We start from the raw sequence: 21389 nt of genomic DNA on the forward strand, positions 1-21389 counted from the left end.
GTTCCAGTGTGGTCCACGACCGCGCTCCGTCAACGACCGCGTGCATGATCTGTCGTTTGGGGAGCGTGTTCTGCACGTGTGAGGCCTTCCTTCAGCTGGGATAAAATGGCTCTATGAGTGACACGGATGGTCCCACATACGTCCACAACGACACTGCCCCACCCCGCGCGGTATTCGTCGACATCGACGGAACGCTGTGCGATTCGCGCCAGCGAATCCCACAGTCAGCAATCGAGGCTCTGACGCAGGTGCGGCGAGAGGGCCACCGCTTGTTTATCTGCACCGGGCGCTCGGTTCCGGAGATCTACACTCGTTTCTTCGATCTTGGCTTCGAGGGCACCGTCAGCGGCGCAGGAGGATACGTTGCCGTCGGCGAGGCCGTCCTTCTCGACGATCGAATGCCCTCCGAACATGTCACGACCCTGACGCGCCTATGGGAAGATCTCGACGCCTTCTACGTCTGGCAGGGCCCCGACCAGATGGGGCCGTCCGAGGGCTACCTCGACTTTTTCGTGCCCCGGGCGGGTCTCGACCCGCAGGACTGGATCGAATACGCTCAGTCGATCACTCCTTTCATCGTCGACATTGACGGTGGTTCCTTCACGAAGGTCACCGCCTACGTACCGCCGGAAAACGCATCCGTGCAACGAATCGAAGAGGCGCTGCCAGCGGGCTACCGGGCGATCATCGGCTCGGTGGGCGCAGCCGGGTTCATTCCCTTCGAGATCCTCCCGAATCATCTGTCCAAGGCGGTAGGCGTTAAGGCAGTCTGCGAGCACATCGGCATCCCCGTGGGGCGATCCGTGGCCATCGGTGACTCCAACAACGACGTCGAGGCCGTGGCCACCGCCGCTCTCGGCATCAGCATCGGGAATGGATGCGAGGCCCTCCTCGAAGTCGCGGACATCGTCGCGCCGTCCGTACACGAGGACGGCCTTGCCTGGGCACTCACCGCCGCTGGCCTAACAGACGGTGATCGGGGTTGGGGCCACGGCCTCCGCGATGCGCTGTGATCGCAACCATTCGGCGCTGGCTGCACCATCCCCTCACGCGTAACTCCGCGTTCATGCACCTGTGGGCGGGCCAGACAGCAGCGCAGGTCGGCTTTCAAGTAGGCTCCCTGGCCACCTCGGCGATTGCGATCACCGTGCTCCACGCGAGCGAGACACAGACCGGCATCCTTGCGGGACTTCAGACCCTCGCATTCCTCCTCGTCGGATTGCCAGCCGGGGCTTGGGTGGACGGCTGGCGCAAACGGAATATCATGATCATCGCGAACATCACGCGCATCGGCGCCCTCGTGTCCATTCCGATCGCCTACTCGTTCTTTTCCTTCACGCTCACCCACCTCATGGTGGTTGCCGCTCTCCTGGGCCTATCAACCGTCTTCTTCGACGTCGCCTACCAGTCCTACGTCCCGCTCATCGCCTCGCGCCGCTACATCGGGGCGGCAAACGGCAGATTGGAGGCCTCCTACCAGGTGGGGCGCGCGGGAGGCCCGGGCCTGGGCGGTTGGCTCCTCGGGGTGATCGCCCCTCCCCTGGCGTATCTGCTCACCGCCTCAACCTACGTGTTCTCGACGTGGGCGATCTGGCGCATCAGCGCGCCCGAGCCTCGCCCCACCCACACCGACGCTTCACTGCGATCGCAAATTGCGCAGGGGCTCTCATTCGTCCGAGGTCAGCGCATCCTCTTCCCTCTTTTCACCTGCACCGCGTTCATGGCTTTTGCCGGCGCGGGTATCCAGGTGCTCCTGCCGCTACTCGTGCTGCGCACGCTCGGCATGGACGCGACCCAGCTCGGGCTCTTGCTCAGCGCCGGAGCGATCGGTGGCATCCTGGGAGCATTCACGCGCCCCGCGTGGGTTGCGCGCCTGGGCGTGGGGCGATGCATCGTCATCACCAACATTGGCGGGGTAGCGATCCTCCTCGTCCAACCTGTCTCGATTCACGTGCCCGCAGCGGCGGCGTGGATCATCGCGATCAGCGCAGTGGTCTCCTCCTATTTCCTCACCGTTTACAACGTGACGCAAATGAGCCTGCGCCAGGAAATCTGCCCACCCGACATGCTTGGCCGCATGAATGCCATCTTCCGCTTCGCCGTCTGGGGGGTCATGCCGGTGGGTTCCCTCGCCGCAGGCATCGTTGCGTCACGCATCGGTATCGAAGCCGCGTTGTATGTGTTCACGACAGCTGCCATCGCCGCAGGGGTCGCCATGGGCTTCACTCCCGCGGCCAGAATCCGCGGATCTAGCGCTTGTGTCGCCGTCTCATAATGTGACGCGCTCGGTGCCCGCAATAGTGTTCAATTGTGCAGCTCCGCGATACCATAAGTGTGAGGCAAAACGCAATGGTTTTGGTGACTGAGCCAAGGAGGACACCATGGACACCGCAACGACCCTCGTTGAAGCACTGGGCGGCTGGGACAACATCACCAATCTCGAAGCCTGCATTACCCGCATTCGCCTTGACGCCGCCAACACCGACCTCATCGACGAGGCAAAGCTACGAGAGGCGGGAGCTTTCGACGTCGTTATCGTCGGCGATGCCGTTCAGGTCGTGATGGGTCCCGACTCCGAGGATCTCGTCGAGCAGATGAACGCCAGCCGGTGAGCTTCCTCGTCCGAGCGCCTTTCGCCGCCCACGTCCAAGCGCTCGCGCAGGTACCCGACCCCGTGTTCGCCAGCGGCGTCGTCGGGGACGGACAGGCGCTCATACCCGACGCCGACGCGTCGTGCGTGACCGTCCGCTCCCCCATCAATGGAGTCGTTACCAAGCTCAAGTCACACGCGGCCATCGTGACGTCGACACGCGGCGTCTCGATCCTCATTCACCTGGGCATTGACACCGTGAGCCTGCGCGGTAAAGGCTTTGCTCCCCTCGTCGACGAGGGTGAGATCGTCGACGAGGGCACACCCCTCATCCACTGGGATCTCGGCCCCGTCCGCGAAGCCGCCCTGTCCCCGTGTGTGCCCGTCATCGTCGTCAATCCGCCCGGCACGTCGATCACCTCCGCGCTCGATCAGACAGCGAGCAGCGTGGCGATCCTCGACCCTCTGTTCTCGGTGAACGACAGCTAAGTTCCGCTTCAACGTGTGAACCCCGCGCCCCGAAAGGGGCGCGGGGTTCACACGTTGAACACGCGCTGGCCGTCAGCGAACGGTTCCGCTCAGCAGCGAGAACAGCGAGGTCAGGCGCTCATCGGTCGGAAGATCCTCGATGAAGACCTCTTCACCATCGGAATCGCACAGGGGCACGCACCAGTTCGGGTACAGGTCGGCACCCGTGCCCGGCATGTTCTGCGGGCGCACGTCGCCCACCGCATCGACGAGGGATGCCACAACGAGCTTCGACGGAGTCTGAGCAACATAGCGGTACAGCCCCTCGACGGTCTCACGCTCGCTAGGCTCGGCACCGTCAATGCAGCCGTACTCGTGCAGTCGGACGGCAACCTGTTCAAGCTCAAGGCGATCGCCCGCGCGCACGGTCTCAATGTCATCGGTCAGAAGACCGAGCTCCGAGCGCAGCGTCGTCTGGATCCCGCGAATATAGCCGAGGGTGGGCGGCAGGTCGTGGATATTGACGGCGGCCAGTGCGCGGTCGCGGTAGTGCTCGGGGCGCAGCGGCCAGCCGCCGCCCTCCTTCTCGAACCACACGACGGAGGTGCCCAGGACCCCACGCTCGCGCAGATAGTCTCGCACCCACGGTTCAACGACGCCAAGGTCCTCGCCGATCACGACGGCACCGGCACGCTGGGCCTCCAGCAGGATGACGCCCAACATGGCCTCGTGATCGTAGTACACGTATGTGCCTTCGGTGGCAGCGCGCCCATCCGGGATCCACCAGAGGCGGAACATGCCGAGGATGTGATCGATGCGCACTGCACCGGAGTTACACAAAGCGGCGCGGACCATATCTCGCAGAGGCAGGTAGCCCGACTCTGCGAGGCTACGCGGCGACCACGGCGGCTGCGACCAGTTCTGCCCCTGCTGAGAGTAGACGTCCGGCGGAGCTCCCACGCTCATGCCGGAGGCGAAGAGCTCGGGACGGCTCCACTTTTCGGAGCCATAGCCATGCACACCGACGGCCAGGTCGGCCATGATGCCGATCTCCATGCCAACTTCGCGCGCCACCAGCTGTGCATGCTCGAGCTGCTCGGCGACGACCCACTGGCACCACTGGTAGAAGTCAACACGATCGGCGAGCTCGAGGCGCTCAAGCTCAACACGAGGCGCGGAGGAACGAGCCAAGTCCTCGGGAAGCTCAATCGTTCCCTCGCGCTCAACGAGTGCACACCACAGCGCGTAGTTGGACAGCTCAGAGCCGCCTCGCTCGATGAAGCGATCGAGCTGGCTCTGGCGATGATACGAGCGCGGGGCAGCGAAGATGATCTCGAGAGCCTTGCGCTTGGCCTCCCACGAGCGATCGCGATCGATCAGATCCTCACGACTAGCGAACTGGCGTGTCTCGTCGCGAAGCTGCTCGATAGCCGCGCGCGAGGCCTCGGGCAGGGACGAGTATTCCTCGATGCTCTCGGGGCGAACGTAGATCGGGTTCAGCCACCGACGCGACACCGGAAGGTACGGAGAAGTTTCCAGCGGAGAGACCGGCTGCGAGGCGTGAACCGGGTTGATGAGCAGGAAGTCCGCTCCCTTGTCGGCACAGACCGCAGCCAGATCGGCCAGGTCTGTGGCATCGCCAATGCCCCACGAGGACGCCGATCGCGTTGAGTAGAGCTGAGCATTGACGCCCCACACGCGACGCGACGACTCTAAGAGCGGTAACGACAGAGCGTTCGGCACGACGATGAGGGTTGCGGACTCCACGTGGCCGCCCTCGACGGTGGCCACAAGCCGGTGCCAGCCGAGCGGGATCCAGTGCGGGACATCGAAGGTGGCGCGGCCGACCATCTCTCCGTCGATCATTCGCGGGGCGACGTAGCGATCCACCTGATCGCACGCACCCTTACGACCGTCCTCAAGCACCCACTGGACGTTCACCCATGAGCCGTCCGGCACGTGCACCGGGAACATGTAGCCGCCGCCCTGGCGCGCGACGATGGTCGGAGGGAGGGTACGGCGCCATTCGCGCTCTTCGGTGAGGCGCAGCGCCTCGTGCACATCGCCCACGGTCGAAGATTCGTCGAGCGGCAGTCCGAGAGCGCCAAGGACCTTCAGAAGAGTAGACGCACTGACGCCCACCCAATTCCCGTACCAGTCCCAGAATCCGGTAGCCACGCCATTAGCATCGGCGATACGGCGCAGCTCATCGATGTTGTCGGATGCGGGTGCGTGAATATCCACGAAAAAGCCTTCTACGTTGCGGGCTGATGACAGTTTTAATTCTAGGCGTGAACGCGCTGTGACAAAGAATCCGCGGACGTGTCATGGACCACGCCATCGAGGATGCCCATCATCGCCGCGGCCACATCGTCGGACTGAGCACCACACACGATCTGAACAACATCGCCGGAGCGCACAACGGCCAACACACCATCCACCCGCAGCGCGGCCTCATCAACGTCCCGCTGAGATCTTACTTGAATACGGATACGCATCGTGCAGGGTTCGACCTCGACAATGTTGAGGTGTCCACCCAGCGCGTCGATGAGCGCTTCTTCAATCGCCATCGGAGCCCCTTTCGCGCCGTCGAAAGTTTGCGATTCCTGTCACATGCTAGATGTGACCTGCGCAAAAGGCAAGTGGGATTCACTACATGAACAAACGTCCGGCGAAAGTAAGCTGACAGAAGCGAGATCCACTGCGCACCACTACAGTCACCGACTCTGTCATTTCTCGTCAACCATGCCCGACTCGGGCGAGCAGGCCACTCGGCCACCTGAGAAGACACAGGTGGGGGGAGGACCGCCCGGCCCTCCCCCCACTTATTACACGACTCAGTCGCGCGTCAGCTTGCGATGCGTGACACGGTGCGGGTTCGCAGCGGCCTCGCCGAGGCGGGCCACCTTGTTCTTCTCGTACGCCTCGAAATTGCCTTCGAACCAGTACCAGTTGTCGGGTGCCTCTTCAGTGCCCTCCCACGCAAGAATGTGAGTGGCGACGCGGTCGAGGAACCAACGGTCGTGGGTGACGACGACAGCGCAGCCGGGGAACGCAAGGAGTGCGTTTTCCAGCGAGCCGAGAGTCTCGACATCCAGGTCGTTGGTCGGCTCATCCAACAGGAGGAGGTTGCCGCCCTGCTTGAGGGTGAGGGCCAGGTTCAGGCGGTTGCGTTCGCCACCGGAGAGAACGCCGGCGGGCTTTTGCTGATCCGGGCCTTTGAAGCCGAAGGCGGAGACGTAGGCACGCGACGGCATTTCGACGTTGCCGACCTGAATGAAGTCCAGCCCGTCAGAGACAACCTCCCACAGGGTCTTGTCCGGGTCGATTCCGGCGCGCGACTGATCGACGTAGCTAATCTTGACGGTTTCACCAATCGTCAGGTCACCACCGTCGAGAGGCTCGAGGCCTACAATCGTCTTGAACAGCGTGGTCTTGCCGACGCCGTTGGGGCCGATGACGCCAACGATGCCGTTGCGCGGCAGAGAGAAGGACAGACCATTAATGAGTGAGCGGTCACCGAAGCCCTTCTGCAGGTCCTTCGCCTCGATGACGACACTGCCCAGGCGCGGGCCCGGCGGGATCTGGATTTCCTCGAAGTCGAGCTTGCGGGTGCGCTCGGCTTCAGCAGCCATCTCCTCGTAGCGAGCCAGACGCGCCTTTGATTTGGCCTGACGACCCTTCGCATTGGAGCGAACCCACTCGAGTTCTTCCTTCAGGCGCTTGGCGAGCTTGGCGTCCTTCTGCCCCTGAACCTCGAGGCGCTTCTCCTTCGTCTCCAGGTAGGTGGAGTAGTTGCCTTCGTAGGGGTAGAGGTGGCCGCGATCGACCTCGGCGATCCAGCCGGCGACGTGATCGAGGAAGTAGCGGTCGTGGGTCACGGCGATGACCGCTCCGGGGTAGGTCGCGAGGTGTTTCTCAAGCCAGAGCACGCTCTCGGCGTCGAGGTGGTTGGTGGGCTCGTCAAGGAGGAGCAGGTCGGGTGCCTCAATCAGCAGCTTGCACAGCGCCACGCGGCGTCGCTCACCACCGGAAAGAACGGAGACGGGCTGGTCCGGCGGCGGGCAGCGTAGGGCGTCCATCGCCTGTTCGAGCTGGGAGTCGATATCCCACGCGTTGGCCGCGTCGATTTCGGTCTGCAGTTTGCCCATTTCCTCCATGAGAGCGTCGAAGTCCGCGTCGGGATTCGCCATCTCTTCGGAGATCTCGTTGAAGCGGGCGAGCTTACCGAAGATCTCGGCGGCACCCAGGCGGACGTTCTCGATGACGGTCTTCGTCTCGTCAAGGACCGGCTCCTGCATGAGGATGCCGACCGTGTAGCCGGGTGTCAGACGAGCTTCACCATTGCTGGGCTCATCCAGGCCAGCCATGATCTTCAGGATCGAGGACTTACCAGCTCCGTTGGGGCCGACCATGCCGATCTTGGCGCCCGGGAAAAAGCTCATGGTGACATCGTCGAGGATGACCTTGTCACCGATGGCCTTGCGAGCCTTGATCATCTGATAAATAAACTCCGCCACGTTACTCCGTTCGGGTGGTTCGGGGCGCGCTCGCGCACGCGTATTCACACCTATGGTAGCGACCCAACGTGGGGCAGCGAGCCACCCACCGGAACACAAGCCTCGGTGATCCTCATCTCAGGGCGTTATTTCCCAGCATTCGCGCCTTCCGCTTCCCACAAGGGTTATGCCTTGGTTACGGACGCGTAGTGATTTTCCGGAAACTATTGCAATGTTTTAAAAAACGCGAGCGTAGGTTTGAGTTTTAAGACAAACTTTTAAGTAACCGGGGACGAGTGTCTCCACTATCAAACAGCATGACCCGAAGGGAGGGACGGCTTTGGATAAACCCGAACGCATCACGGTCGACGGCACCAGTGCGCTCATCTACTACATTCGCTCCACCCCCTCAACGAACGACCTCGCTGCGAGCCTCCTCGCCGACACCACGACGCCCACCCCGCATCTGACGACGATCATCGCCAATAGCCAAAGCGCGGGCCGCGGCCGCCTCGGACGCACATGGATCGCCCCCGAAGGCCAAGCCCTCCTCGCTTCCACCATCGTCTCCCTGCCCACGTCACTGCCCCCCGAACAACTGGGATGGCTTGTCTACGCTTGCGCGCTCTCCGTTCGCGACGCACTCACAACGCGGCTTCAGCCTCTGGGCCACACGGTCAGCCTCAAGTGGCCCAACGATGTCCTCGTCGACGAGGCACGTAAGATCTGCGGCATTCTTGCCCAGCTTGCCCCTTCCTCGTCCCCTTTTACGACGGCGGTCATCCTCGGCTACGGCATCAACATCGCTCAAGGCCCCGATAACCTCGCCACCGCGCAGGCAACCTCCCTGTACGCAGAAGGCGACGACGAGGCGGCACAGGCCCCCGATCGTGTCACCCTGTCTGTGCTCGCCGACGTTCTGCGTGGCCTCGATGAGCGTATTCGTTCCCTGATCAGCAACGGAAACGCCACCGAATCCGGCCTCGCGGACGAGGCCGCCCGAGCCCTGCCCCTCCTCGGGCAGCGCATCGCACTCGCAGCACCGACCGACCCCAGCGGGCGCGTGGCGATGGAGGGGGTCGCGGTCTCACTGACGCCCACCGGTGCCCTCCTCGTGCGTACGGACGACGGGAGCACCCACGCCGTCAACGCCGGGGATGTCCTGGCCACTGGAATTCCTCTGACAACCGTTCACGACACCAAGGAGAAGCGTGCGAACAATTAATCGAATCCTCGTCGCCAACCGTGGCGAAATCGCTCTGCGCGTCTGCCGCACGGCCACCGATATGGGCATCGCGACGATCGCGGTCTACGCCGATCAGGACATGGCCGCCCCGCACACGCGCGAAGCCGACGAGGCGCTGTCGCTGGGTGGTGAGGATGCGGCATCGACGTACCTGAACGGCGAGAAGATCCTGGCAATCGCGCTGGAGACGGGTGCGGATGCGATTCACCCGGGTTACGGCTTCCTGTCGGAAAACTCTGAGTTTGCGCGCGCCGTCGAGGATGCCGGTATCGCATGGCTCGGTCCCGCGTCGAGCGTCATTGACGCTCTGGGCGACAAGATCAAGGCGCGACGCGTCGCCGAGGCATGCGGCGTGGCTCCGGTCCCGGGTGTGTCCGAGCCCGTGAGTTCGCGCGAGGAGGTCGAAGCATTTATCGAGTCAGCCGGTTACCCCGTGGTGCTCAAGCGTGCAGATGGCGGCGGCGGCCGAGGCATCAGCATCATCCGCTCTCAGGCTGATCTCGACCTCTTCTTCGCGCGCCACACCGATGCCGCTGACCTCGGCGCGCACTTCGTCGAGCGTTTCGTCGAGGTCGCACGCCACGTGGAGACCCAGTCGGCGCGCGACGCGCTGGGTAACTTCCACGTCATCTCGACGCGCGACTGCTCGGTGCAGCGACGCAACCAGAAGCTCGTCGAGGAGGCACCCGCGCCGTTCCTGCCCGAAGGGGCGCACGAGACGCTCGTGAACGCATCGCGGGCGCTATTCGAGTACGTGGACTACGTCGGCGTCGGTACGGTGGAGTTCCTGCTGGAGCCGGACGGCAACATCTGGTTCCTTGAGGTCAACCCGCGCCTGCAGGTCGAGCACCCCGTGTCCGAGGAGGTCACGGGCATCGACCTGGTGCGCGAACAGATTCGCATCGCCCAGGGCCTGCCGCTGACCACTCCCCCACAGCCTCGTGGACACTCCTTCGAGTTCCGCGTAACCTCCGAGGATCCGTCGAAGGACCTGACCCCCACAGCCGGACGCCTCGACGAGGTGCACTGGCCCCTGGGCCCCGGCATCCGCCTTGAGCTCGGCATCGATCAGGGCGACTCCGTCCAGACGGCCTTCGATTCCATGATCGCCAAGATCATCGTGACGGGCGCAGATCGCGAGCAGGCGCTGGCTCGTTCGCGCCGCGCACTGGCCGAGTTCTCGGTGCAGGGTGTGGCCACCCCGGTGCCCGTCTACCAGGACATCATCAACGATCCCGACTTCTGCGGGGTGGGCGGCTTCAACGTATCCACTCGCTGGTTCGAAACGACTTTCATGCCCCGGCACGACTACTCGGATCTGGCTGTGCCCGCCGAGGCCTCGTCGACGGCTGACCTGCCGCGTCAGACCTACATCATCGAGCTGGACGGGCGCCGCGTAACCCTGACGCTGCCGGCGGGCATGTTCAGCGCCCCTGCCGCCACGGCCCCGCGTCCGCCGCAGCCACTGCGTTCGGCCCCGCGCCGCGCGGGCGCCTCTGCGGTCCAGGCTGGAGCCCACCAGGGTGCTCCCGGCGACGTCGTCGCCCCCATGCAGGCAATCGTCGTCGCCCTGGGCGTTGCCGAAGGCGACCAGGTGGAGGAAGGCCAGCTCGTGGCCGTTCTCGAGGCCATGAAGATGGAAAAGCCACTACTGGCTCCGCGCGCGGGCACCGTCACCTCCCTGTCGATCGCGCAGGGTGACACGGTGACCGCCGGAACCCGCATTGCCCACATCGCCACTGAAGAGGAGGCACAATGAGCACACCCAGCCCGCTCACACGTGACGGGTTCATTCAGGCCCAGGACGCAATCGCGCAGGCTGCCGAAGAAAAGGCAGCCCAGCGCCAGCACGCGAAGAAGAAGCTGACGGCCCGCGAGCGCCTATCTCTATTCTTTGATGACGGCGTGTGGCATGAGGTCGGCCAGTTTATCGGCGGCTCGGTACGCGCAGGTCGCATTGGATCAGCGGTGGCAGCTGGTTATGGCCGCGTGCAGGGGCGCATGGTCGCCGCCTACGCGCAGGACTTCTCGGTTCTGGGCGGAACCCTGGGCAAGGTCGAGGGCGACAAGATCGTCGACCTGATTGACCGCGGCATCCGCATGCGTATTCCGATTGTCGGCATTCAGGATTCGGGTGGTGCCCGTATCCAGGAGGGTGTCGTCGCCCTGGCCCAGTACGGGCGCATCTTTAAGAAGACGTGCGAGGCCTCTGGCCTGGTTCCCCAGATTTCGATCATCCTGGGCCCCTGCGCGGGCGGTGCTGTGTATCAGCCTGCCCTCACCGATTTCATCGTCATGACGCGCGAGAACTCGCACATGTTTGTGACGGGTCCTGACGTCGTCGCAGCGACGACCGGCGAGAAGGTGACGCTCGATGAGCTGGGCGGCGCGGCGATCCACAACTTCCAGTCCGGCGTCGCCCACCACATGGCTGATACCGAGGAAGAGGCGATCGATTACGTTCGCTCGCTCCTGGACTACCTGCCCTCCTCGTGCGAGGTTGCTCCCCCTAAGTACGAGTACATCGCCAACCCCGAGGATGAGGCCGCGGCACGAGGTGTCGCGGAGCTGGTCCCAACCTCGGTGCGTCAGCCCTACGACGTGCGCGACGTCGTACGCTCGCTCGTCGACCACGGTGAGTACGTGGAGATCCAGGACCTGTTTGCTCCCAACGTGACGATCGGTTTCGCGTGCGTCGATGGGCAGTCGGTGGGCATCGTGGCGAACCAGCCGATGAATGATGCGGGAACGCTGGACGTGGATGCCTCGGAAAAGGCGGCGCGTTTCGTGCGTTTCTGCGATGCTTTCGGCCTGCCGATCGTCACCTTCGTGGATGTTCCGGGATACCGTCCGGGCACCGAGCAGGAGCAGGCGGGCATCATTCGTCGCGGCGCGAAGGTCATCGTCGCCTACGCGAACGCGACCGTGCCGATGGTGACTGTCATCCTGCGCAAGGCCTACGGCGGTGCCTACATCGTTATGGGCTCGAAGTCGATCGGCGCCGACCTCGCGTTCGCGTGGCCGGACGCGCAGATCGCTGTCATGGGTGCCGAGGGTGCGGCGTCGATCATGTATCGCCGCGAGCTCGCTGGTGCCCGTGAGAACGGGACATTCGAAGAGACGAAGGCGCGACTTGTTGCCCAATACGAGGAGGAGACCGTCAACCCCGAGGTGTCGGTGTCCTCCGGTCAGCTCGACGGCATTATCGCTCCCGCCGACACCCGCCAGACCATCATCGATTCCCTGCACCTGCTGGCCTCCAAGGATCAGCGCGCTCCCCACGTCAAGCGTCACGACAACGGTCCCCTGTGACCGGCATCGTTTGAGAAGAATTGTCCCCGAAGGAAAGTAAGAACATGTCGTTTGTGTCCTCTCTGAATGAGACCCCCTACGCGCTGACTTTTGCCGGTCAGGCCACTCCGTGGCGCGCTGCCCTCGACGAGATCGCTCATGATCCCGAGATTGCCGCGATCGTCGCCGGAGTCATCAAGGCCTCGGACCAGGTGCTCTCCCCGGTGCGCCGTTCACTGGCCACACAGTCGGTTGCTGCCCTGCCTTTCGCTATTCCGGCCGAGGCTGGCGAGGAGGCTGTGACTCGTGCGGTGGGCGGTCCCGACGAGGCGGCCCTGTCTGTTCCGGGTATTGTTGCCGCTCAGCTGGCCGCGCTCATCGACTTGACGCGCGCCGGCCTGAACATCGTGGGCAACCAGCCCACCGCTTTCGAGGGACATTCTCAGGGTGTGCTCGGTGTTGAGATCGCCCGTGCGTGGATCGCAGGGGACGAGGCCAGGGCAGCTTCCGTGTTCGCGCTCGCCCGTTTGATCGGTGCGGCCGCAGCTCGTGTCACGCGCCGTGCCCGCGCGCCGCACGCCGGGGACGCAACCTACATGGTGTCCGTGCGCGGAGTGTCCGATGCACTCCTTGAGCGCATCATCGCCTCCCTGCCCTCTACCTCGCACCCTGTGTCGATCGCGCTGCGCAACGACACCGATACTCACGTGGTGTCGGGGGCTCCGAACGACCTGGCGTCCCTGGTTGCCGCCATCGAGCGCGCTGCCGCCAAGGACAAGGCAGCTCACGACGCCCACGAGCGCGGCGGCCGCCCGCTGACCCCTGTGTGCGAGTATCTGCCGGTCTACGTGCCCTTCCACTCCCCCATGCTTGCCGACGCACTCGCCCTCGTGGACGAGTGGGCTGCCCAGTGCGGCATCGACGCTGAGCTCGCCCACACCCTGGCCTCCGCGGTCCTCACCACGCCCGTGGATTGGCCGGCGCAGATCCGCGCGGCTGCCGAGTCCGGCGCGACCTGGATCGTTGACATGGGCCCGGGTGCCACGACTGTGCGCATGACCCGCGCGCTCGTCGAGGGCACCGGCGTCGGCGTCGTCGCCGCCGGAACCGCAGCGGACCGTGACCAGGTCGCGACCCCCGGCTGGGCCCCCGAGCCCGGCACCGACTGGTCGCACCTGCGCCCCGGCCTCGTGACCTTGCCCGACGGCAAGACCGTCGTCGACACCGCGTTCTCGCGTCTGACCGGCCGCTCCCCCGTCCTGCTGGCCGGCATGACCCCCACAACCGTGGACCCCGAGATCGTCGCGGCAGCTGCGAACGCTGGCTTCTGGGCCGAGATGGCCGGTGGCGGCCAGGTCACCGAAGAGGTCTACAACGAGAATCTGGCGGGCCTGCGCGCCCAGCTGCGCCCCGGTCACACCGCCGAGTTCAACTCCATGTTCCTGGACCGCTACCTGTGGAACCTCCAGTTCGGCCAGGCCCGCATCGTGTCGCGTTCGCGCGCATCCGGTGCCCCCATCGACGGCGTCGTTGTCTCCGCAGGTATTCCCGAGCAGGACGAGGCTCTCGCCCTGATCGAACAGCTGCGCGCCGACGGCTTCCCCTACGTGGCCTTCAAGCCCGGCACCGTTGACCAGATCCGCAAGGTCATCGCGATCGCCCGCGAGGCCGACCCGATCAAGGTCATCGTCCAGGTGGAGGACGGCCACTCCGGCGGCCACCACTCGTGGGAGGACCTGTCCGACCTGCTGCTGGCCACCTACGCCCAGCTGCGCGCCCAGTCCAACATCGTCCTAACCGTGGGCGGCGGCATCGGCACCCCCGAGCGCGCCGCCGACTTCCTGACCGGCGACTGGTCGGCCCGCTACGGCCGCCCGCCCATGCCCGTCGACGGCGTCCTCGTGGGTACCGCCGCCATGACGACGAAGGAAGCGCACACCACCAAGGCCGTCAAGGAACTCCTCGTCGCCACCCCGGGCGTGCCCGACAGCGACGACCTGGGCGGTTGGGTCGGCGAGGGCCAGACCCGCGGCGGTATGACCTCGGGCCTGTCCCACCTGCGTGCCGACATGCACGAGGTGTCCAATGCTGCTGCCGCAGCCGCTCGCATCATCGCCGAGATCGGATCCGACGGTGCCCAGGTGCGCGCCCGCAAGGACGAGATCGTCGAGATCCTCTCGCACACGGCCAAGCCGTACTTCGGTGACCTCGAAGAGATGACCTACGAGGCCTGGGTGCGTCGCTTCGCCGACCTGTCCTACCCGTGGGTCGATCCCACGTGGCAGATCCGCTACCACGACCTGCTTCAGCGCGTCGAGGCGCGTCTGGCCCCCGTGGATCACGGCGAGGTGGAGACGCTCTTCCCGAGCGTCGAGGACGCCGCGGACGCGCACGCCGCGGCTGATCGCCTCATGGCCGCCTACCCCAACGCTGCGACCACCCACGTCACCCCCATTGACGCGGCGTGGTTCCCGGCCCTGTGCCGCTCCTACCCCAAGCCGATGCCCTTCGTCCCGATCCTGGATGACGACCTGATCCGCTGGTGGGGCCAGGACTGCCTGTGGCAGGCCCAGGACGAGCGCTACACCGCCGACCAGGTCCGTATCATCCCCGGCCCGGTCTCCGTGGCCGGCATCGACCGCGTCGACGAGCCCGTCGCGTCCCTGCTGGGTCGCTTCGAGGCTGCCGCCGCCGAGCGCCTGGCTGCCTCCGGCACCATCGCGACCCCGGTCGCCGCGCGTCTGGGCAACGGCAAGCCCGCCGCGACCCGCGAGGAATGGCTGCGTAAGGTCCCCTTCATCTCCTGGACCGGCCACCTGATGACCAACCCGGCCGCGATCCTGGACGAGGAGCGCGTCTCCCTGAACCCGACCGACACCGGCGTGGACATGGTGATCCACCTGGACACCGCGTGGGATAACGACCCGCGCGGCACCGAGAAGCACGCGGTGCGCGAGCTGGTCTTCCCGCTCGTCCTGTCCGGAGAGGACGGCGCGGTTCCCGTCATCGACGAGGCCAAGCTGCCCCAGCACATGTACGCGATGCTCGCGGCCACCGCCGGCGTGACCTCCGTGTCCGTCGCCGGTGACACCGTCGACGCGCTGCCCGTGATGGTGCCCTCCGAGAAGTCTGTCTTCGGAGAGGCCCACTACTCCTTCACACTGGCCCCCACCCTGGGCTTCGACCACGCTGAGGCCACCGGCGCTGCCCTTCCGGCCTCGTACGAGCTGGCCGCCTGGGCTCCCGACGCCCTGCTCGGCCCGGCGTGGCCCGCGATCTACGCGGCCCTGGGATCGGCCATCCACGACGATTACCCGGTCATTGAGGGCCTGCTCAACGCCGTCCACCTGGATCACTCGATCACGCTGGAGGCCACGCCCGAGCAGATGCTCGCGCGCGGTATCACCTCGATCGACGTGACCAGCCACGTGGCCGCCGTCGATGAGTCTTCCTCCGGTCGTATCGTCACGGTCGCCCTCGAGCTGACATCGAACGGCCAGTATGTGGGCTCGACTCAGGAGCGCTTCGCGATCCGTGGCCGCGCCACCGGCAACCGCGCTCCCTCCGAGGCCGCGCCCTTCGGCGGTGCGAACGTCGAGGTCGTGGACACGCCGCGCTCGGTCCTGCGCCGAGTGAGCGTCAAGGCCCCCGACGACATGACGCCCTTCGCGATCGTGTCGGGCGACTACAACCCGATCCACACCTCCTACGCGGCCGCCAAGGTCGCTGGCATGGACGCTCCGCTCGTGCACGGCATGTGGCTGTCGGCCACCGCTCAGCACGCGGCCGAGGCCGTCGTCGCCGATCAGGGCGGCGCGCAGATCGCGGGTTGGACGTACTACATGTACGGCACCGTCGACCTGAACGACGAGGTCGAGATCACCGTTGAGCGCGTGGGTCGCGTCGTTGGCGGCGGCCTGTCCCTCGAAGTCACCTGCCGCATCAACAAGCAGGTTGTCTCTCGCGCGTCGGCCTACACCTTTGCCCCGAAGGTCGCCTACGTCTACCCGGGTCAGGGAATCCAGAGCGCCGGCATGGGCCTGGACGAGCGCACGAAGTCCAAGGCCGTGGACGAGGTCTGGCGCCGCGCCGACGCACACACCCGCTCCGCGATGGGCTTCTCCATCCTGGCGATCGTGCGTGACAACCCGACCGAGATCGTGGCGCGCGGCGTGACCTACCGTCACCCCGAGGGCGTCCTGAACCTCACGCAGTTCACGCAGGTCGCACTCGCGACGCTGGCGATCGGCCAGACGGCCCGCATGCGCGAAGAAGGAGTCCTGGTTCCCGGCGCTGCCTTCGCCGGCCATTCCCTCGGCGAGTACGACGCGCTGGCCGCCTACGCCGACGTTTTCCCGCTTGAGACCGTCCTTGATCTGGTCTTCCAGCGCGGCTCCACGATGCACTCCCTCGTGCCTCGCGACGAGCGTGGCCGTTCGAACTACCGTATGGGTGCCCTGCGTCCGAACCAGTTCGGCATCGACGACGCCCACGTCCTCGAGTACGTGGCGTCCGTCGCCGAGGCCTCGGGCGAGTTCCTCCAGATCGTGAACTTCAACCTGGCTGGCCAGCAGTACGCGGTCGCCGGCACGGTCGCGGGTCTGAAGGCCCTCGAGGCCGATGCCACCAAGCGCGCCGCCGAGCAGGGTGGCAAGCGCCCCTTCATGTACGTTCCCGGCATCGACGTGCCCTTCCACTCCAGCGTCCTGCGCGGCGGCGTGGCGGACTTCCGCACGAAGGTCGACGAGCGTCTGCCCGAGCAGATCGATCCCGCTAAGCTCGTGGGTCGCTACATTCCCAACCTGGTGGCGCGTCCCTTTGAGCTCACCCGCGAGTTCGCCCAGTCCATCCTGGACGAGGTTCCCTCCGAGACCGTGCGTGAGCTGCTCGAGACGGAGGGCGCGTGGGACGCAGCCTTGGCCAACCCCGGCCAGCTGACCCGCACCCTGCTCATCGAGCTCCTGTGCTGGCAGTTCGCATCCCCGGTGCGCTGGATTGAGACGCAGCGCGTGCTGCTCTCGACCGAACAGGCCGCCCCCGGTGTTGCCGGCCTGGGTGTCGAGCAGGTCATCGAGGTGGGCCTGGGTGCCGCCCCGACACTGGCGAACCTGGCTGCCCGCACTCTCCTCGCTCCCGAGTTCGCTCTCTCGCGCGTCGACGTCTTCAACGTCCAGCGCGACGAGTCCCGCGTCTACGCGACCGACGTCGCCGTGATCGAGGAGGACGACGACGATGAGATCACGCCGGCTGCTCCCGCCGCCGAGGCTGCTCCGGCTCCCGCTCCGGCTGCCCCCGCTGCCGAGGCCGCTGCGGCCCCCGCGCCCGCAGCTCCGAGCGGCGGTCCCTCGGGTGCCGACGTCGCGGACCTGCCCTTCACGGCGTCCTCCGCGATTGTGGCCCTGCTGGCCCTGTCCGCAAAGATCCGCATCGACGAGGTCGGTGCCACCGACACGACCGAGTCGCTGACCAACGGCGTGTCCTCGCGTCGCAACCAGCTGCTCATGGACATGTCTTCCGAGCTGGGCCTGAACTCCATCGACGGCGCCGGCGAGGCGGACGTGGCCACGCTGTCCGCCACGGTCGACAAGGCTGCCAAGGGTTACAAGCCCTTCGGCCCAGTCCTGGCCGAAGCCGTCAAGGAGCGCACCCGCAAGCTCTTCGGTGCCGCCGGCGTGAAGGCCAACCGCATCTCTGAGCGCGTCACGGGCACATGGCAGCTGGGCGCAGGCTGGGCCCAGCACGTCACCGCCGAGATCGTCCTGGGCACCCGCGAGGGTGCCTCGACCCGCGACGGGGACCTGGCGACACTGCCCATGGATGCCCCGACGAACGCCGCCGGGGTCGATGCCCTCATCGACGCTGCCGTGGCCGCCGTCGCGGCCCGCGAAGGCATCGCCGTGTCCCTGCCCAGCGCCGGTGGTTCCGCTGGCGGCGGTGTGGTCGACTCCGCCGCGCTGGACGCCTACGCTTCCTCCGTCACCGGTGAGGACGGTGTCCTGGCCAAGATCGCTCGCACGATCCTGTCCGATCTGGGACTGAACACCCCCGCCCCCACCGAGGAGGAGGCCAACGACGACGCTCGCGTCATCGATGCGGTCGCCGCCGAGCTGGGTTCTGGCTGGGTCGACCTGGTTGCCCCTCGCTTCGACGCCGCACGCGCCGTCCTGCTGGACGACCGCTGGGCCTCCGCCCGTGAGGACGTCGCCCGCTTCGTCGCCGAAGGAACCCTCGCCGATGGCGCGTCCTTCGTCGGCACCGGCCGAGCCGTGGCCGAGCAGGCCTCGTACTGGGCCAAGCGCCTGCGCGCCGAGGGCGATGCTGATCGTGCTGCTCGCCTGGAGCAGATCGCCGCCGACGCGCTGTCCTCCGCCGCCGACCTGCCCTACGCGAACGACGTCGCAGTGGTCACGGGTATGACCCCCGCCTCCATCGGTGGCGCAGTCGTGGGCGGTCTGCTCGCCGGTGGTGCGACGGTGATCGCGACCTCCTCGTCGATTTCCGCCTCACGTCTGGCCTTCGCCAAGGACCTCTACCGTACGCACGCGGCGGGCGGCGCGAAGCTGTGGCTGGTTCCCGCCAACCTGGCCTCCTACCGCGACGTGGACGCGCTCGTGGAGTGGATCGGCACCGAGCAGACCAAGTCCGTGGGTGCCGACGTGAAGGTGACCAAGGAAGCCCTGGTCCCGACGCTGTTCTACCCCTTCGCGGCTCCGCGGGTCTCGGGCACGCTGGCTGACGCCGGTGCCGCCTCCGAGAACCAGATGCGCCTGCTGCTCTGGAGCGTCGAGCGTTCCATCGCGGGCCTGTGCGCGATCGGTTCCGACACCCACGCCGACCACCGCCTGCACGTCGTGCTCCCCGGTTCCCCCAACCGCGGTATCTTCGGCGGCGACGGGGCGTACGCCGAGGCCAAGGCCTCCTTCGATGCGATCGCGACCCGCTGGGCGGCCGAGCCGATCTGGGGTTCGCGTGTGTCCATCGCTCACCCGCGTATCGGCTGGGTGCGCGGCACCGGCCTCATGGGCGGCAACGACCCGATGGTCGCGGCCGTCGAGGCTGCGGGAGTTCGCACCTGGTCGACGGAAGAGATGGCCGAGCAGCTGCTGAACCTGTCGAGCGCCGATGTTCGCGCCCGGGCCGCCTCCGCCCCCGTGGACGCGGACCTCACCGGTGGCTTGGACTCCTCCATCGACCTGCGCGCCCTGCGCGCCCAGGCCGAGGCCTCCGCCCCCGAGAGTGCCCCCGCAGACAAGGCTGCGACCGTGTCCGCGCTGCCCTCGCCCTCGCAGGTGACTGTGCCGCACGTCGAGCCTGGCCAGTGGGGTGACACCACCGCGTCGCTGGCCGACACTGTCGTCATCGTTGGTCACGGCGAGGTCGGCCCGTGGGGCAGCGCCCGTACCCGCGTCCAGGCCGAGCTCGGTATCCGCACCGATGGCAGCGTCGAGCTGACCCCCGCGGGCGTGCTCGAGCTGGCGTGGATGACCGGCCTGCTGACCTGGTCGGACACCCCCGTGGGTGGCTGGTATGACAAGGACGACCAGCTAGTTCCTGAGTCGGAGATCTTCGATCGCTACCGCGACGAGGTCGTGGCCCGCTCCGGCGTGCGCTTCTTCCACGACGACGGCCCACTGCACGACGGCTACACGCCCGAGTCCGCGATGGTCTTCCTGGACCGCGACATCACGTTCACGGTTGAAGACGAGGAAGAGGCACGCTCCTACGCCGAGGCTGACCCGCAGTTCACCGTGGTCGAGCAGACGGCCTTCGGCGAGTGGCAGGTGACCCGCAAGTCCGGTGCCCAGGTGCGCGTGCCGCGTCGTGCGACGCTGAACCGCCGCATCGGTGGCCTGTTCCCCACGGACTTCGATCCGGCTCGCTGGGGCATCCCAGCCTCGATGCTCGACTCGATCGATCCGATCGCCGTGTGGAACCTGGTTTCGGCCGTGGACGCTTTCGTGTCCGCTGGTTTCAGCCCCGCCGAGCTGCTGCGCGTCGTTCACCCGGCGACCGTTGCTTCCACGCAGGGCACCGGCTTCGGTGGCATGCGTTCGATGCACAAGCTGTTCGTTGACCGCTTCCTGGGAGAGGATTACCCGCAGGACATCCTGCAGGAGACCCTGCCCAACGTCGTGGCTGCGCACACCATGCAGTCCTATGTGGGCGGCTACGGCTCGATGATCAACCCGGTCGGTGCGTGCGCGACCGCCGCGGTCTCCATCGAAGAGGGTCTCGACAAGATCAAGGCAGGCAAGGCCGACTTCGTCGTGGCCGGCGCGATCGACGACATCCAAGTCGAATCGATCGTGGGCTTCGGCGCGATGAACGCGACGGCGAACTCGAATGAGCTGCTCGCTCGTGGCATCTCCTCGCGCTTCGTCTCGCGTGCTAACGACCGCCGCCGCGGCGGCTTTGTCGAGGCACAGGGCGGCGGCACCGTGCTGCTGACCCGCGCCTCGGTGGCCCTCGATATGAACCTGCCGGTTCTGGCTGTTGTGGCACACACGCAGACCTTCAGCGACGGCGCGCACACCTCGATTCCGGCACCCGGCCTGGGCGCACTCGCGGTGGCCCGCGGCGGAGCCGACTCGGTCATTGCCCGCAACCTCGCGGAGCTGGGCGTGGGCATCGACGACGTGGCCTTCGTGTCCAAGCACGACACGTCCACGAACGCCAACGACCCCAACGAGTCCGACCTGCACACCCGCGTCGGCATGGCGCTGGGCCGCACTCCGGGTAACCCGCTGCTCGTCATCTCGCAGAAGACCCTCACGGGCCACGCGAAGGGTGGTGCCTGCGTGTTCCAGGTCGGCGGCATCATCGACGTGTTCCGCACGGGTCTGATCCCCGCGAACGTCGCGCTGGACTGCGTCGACGACGCGATGGAAAAGTACAGCCCGCTCGTGTGGCTGCGTTCCCCGCTCAACCTGTCCTCTCGTGGACCGGTGCGCGCGGCGTTCGCGACCTCGCTTGGCTTCGGACACGTCTCCGGCTTCCTGGCACTGGTCAACCCGGCCGCCTTCGAGGCCATCGTGGAGCGCGAGGCCGGACGTGAGCGCCTCGAAGCGTGGCGCGCAGCGTCAGATCGCCGACTGCGCAACGGCCAGCGCCACATCGAGATGGGCATGCTGGGTCACGCCCCGCTGTTCACCTCGGTCGAGGGTCGCCGTCTGCCCGACGACCCGGCTGCCGGTGTCGCGGGTGACGCTCACGAGGTCGAGGCCGCGATCCTGCTGGATCCTGCTGCTCGCCTGGGCGAGGACGGCTTCTACCACCTGCCGGAAGACAAGTGAGC

At 66.3% G+C, this 21389-nt stretch carries 11 protein-coding genes; 8 read left to right on the plus strand and 3 right to left on the minus strand.

What is annotated here, in order from left to right; genetic code table 11:
* Nucleotides 1–113 precede the first annotated feature (113 nt).
* The 4 genes from RDV55_RS00455 (at nt 114) to RDV55_RS00470 (ending at nt 3079) form a co-directional block, all read left to right on the plus strand.
* Entirely contained in the window at nt 114–1013 is a 900-nt protein-coding gene (locus RDV55_RS00455) for an HAD hydrolase family protein (RefSeq protein ID WP_111823036.1), read from the plus strand.
* On the plus strand, nt 1010–2275 hold the full coding sequence (locus RDV55_RS00460; protein ID WP_281267693.1) for an MFS transporter: 1266 nt from the start codon (nt 1010–1012) through the stop codon (nt 2273–2275). The genes RDV55_RS00455 and RDV55_RS00460 overlap by 4 nt, the downstream gene beginning before the upstream one ends.
* A gap of 106 nt (nt 2276–2381) precedes the next feature.
* Entirely contained in the window at nt 2382–2612 is a 231-nt protein-coding gene (locus RDV55_RS00465) for a PTS sugar transporter subunit IIB (RefSeq protein WP_111823035.1), read from the plus strand.
* Nucleotides 2609–3079 carry a PTS sugar transporter subunit IIA gene (locus tag RDV55_RS00470; RefSeq protein WP_111823034.1) on the plus strand — a complete coding sequence of 157 codons (471 nt, stop codon included), beginning with the start codon at nt 2609–2611 and terminating at the stop codon, nt 3077–3079. Before RDV55_RS00465 ends, RDV55_RS00470 begins: the two co-directional genes overlap by 4 nt.
* 72 nt (nt 3080–3151) lie before the next feature.
* Here the strand turns inward: RDV55_RS00470 and malQ are convergent, their stop codons facing one another.
* The 3 genes from malQ to ettA form a co-directional block, all read right to left on the minus strand.
* The gene (gene malQ, locus RDV55_RS00475) at nt 3152–5302 is read right to left on the minus strand and encodes a 4-alpha-glucanotransferase (RefSeq protein ID WP_111823033.1); all 2151 of its coding nucleotides are present in this window, start codon (nt 5300–5302) and stop codon (nt 3152–3154) included.
* Nucleotides 5303–5343: 41 nt separating this feature from the next.
* Entirely contained in the window at nt 5344–5628 is a 285-nt protein-coding gene (locus tag RDV55_RS00480; protein WP_111823032.1) for a PTS sugar transporter subunit IIB, read from the minus strand.
* A gap of 267 nt (nt 5629–5895) precedes the next feature.
* Entirely contained in the window at nt 5896–7578 is a 1683-nt protein-coding gene (gene ettA / locus RDV55_RS00485) for an energy-dependent translational throttle protein EttA (protein WP_111823031.1), read from the minus strand.
* Between the two features lie 319 nt (nt 7579–7897).
* Between ettA and RDV55_RS00490 the strand changes: the two genes are divergently transcribed.
* Genes RDV55_RS00490 through RDV55_RS00505 form a run of 4 tightly spaced genes read left to right on the plus strand, consistent with a single transcriptional unit; the run spans nt 7898 to nt 21387 of the window.
* Nucleotides 7898–8782: a biotin--[acetyl-CoA-carboxylase] ligase gene (locus RDV55_RS00490; RefSeq protein WP_111823030.1), complete on the plus strand. Its 885-nt coding sequence runs from the start codon at nt 7898–7900 to the stop codon at nt 8780–8782.
* Nucleotides 8769–10562 (plus strand): acetyl/propionyl/methylcrotonyl-CoA carboxylase subunit alpha, encoded by a 1794-nt coding sequence (locus tag RDV55_RS00495; protein ID WP_111823029.1) that lies wholly within the window; start codon nt 8769–8771, stop codon nt 10560–10562. The genes RDV55_RS00490 and RDV55_RS00495 overlap by 14 nt, the downstream gene beginning before the upstream one ends.
* Nucleotides 10559–12115 (plus strand): acyl-CoA carboxylase subunit beta, encoded by a 1557-nt coding sequence (locus RDV55_RS00500; RefSeq protein ID WP_111823028.1) that lies wholly within the window; start codon nt 10559–10561, stop codon nt 12113–12115. The genes RDV55_RS00495 and RDV55_RS00500 overlap by 4 nt, the downstream gene beginning before the upstream one ends.
* 44 nt (nt 12116–12159) lie before the next feature.
* The gene (locus RDV55_RS00505) at nt 12160–21387 is read left to right on the plus strand and encodes a polyketide synthase (protein WP_309187974.1); all 9228 of its coding nucleotides are present in this window, start codon (nt 12160–12162) and stop codon (nt 21385–21387) included.
* Nucleotides 21388–21389: the final 2 nt, after the last annotated feature.

Source organism: Schaalia odontolytica (assembly GCF_031191545.1).
In the GTDB taxonomy this organism is placed as follows: domain Bacteria; phylum Actinomycetota; class Actinomycetes; order Actinomycetales; family Actinomycetaceae; genus Pauljensenia; species Pauljensenia odontolytica.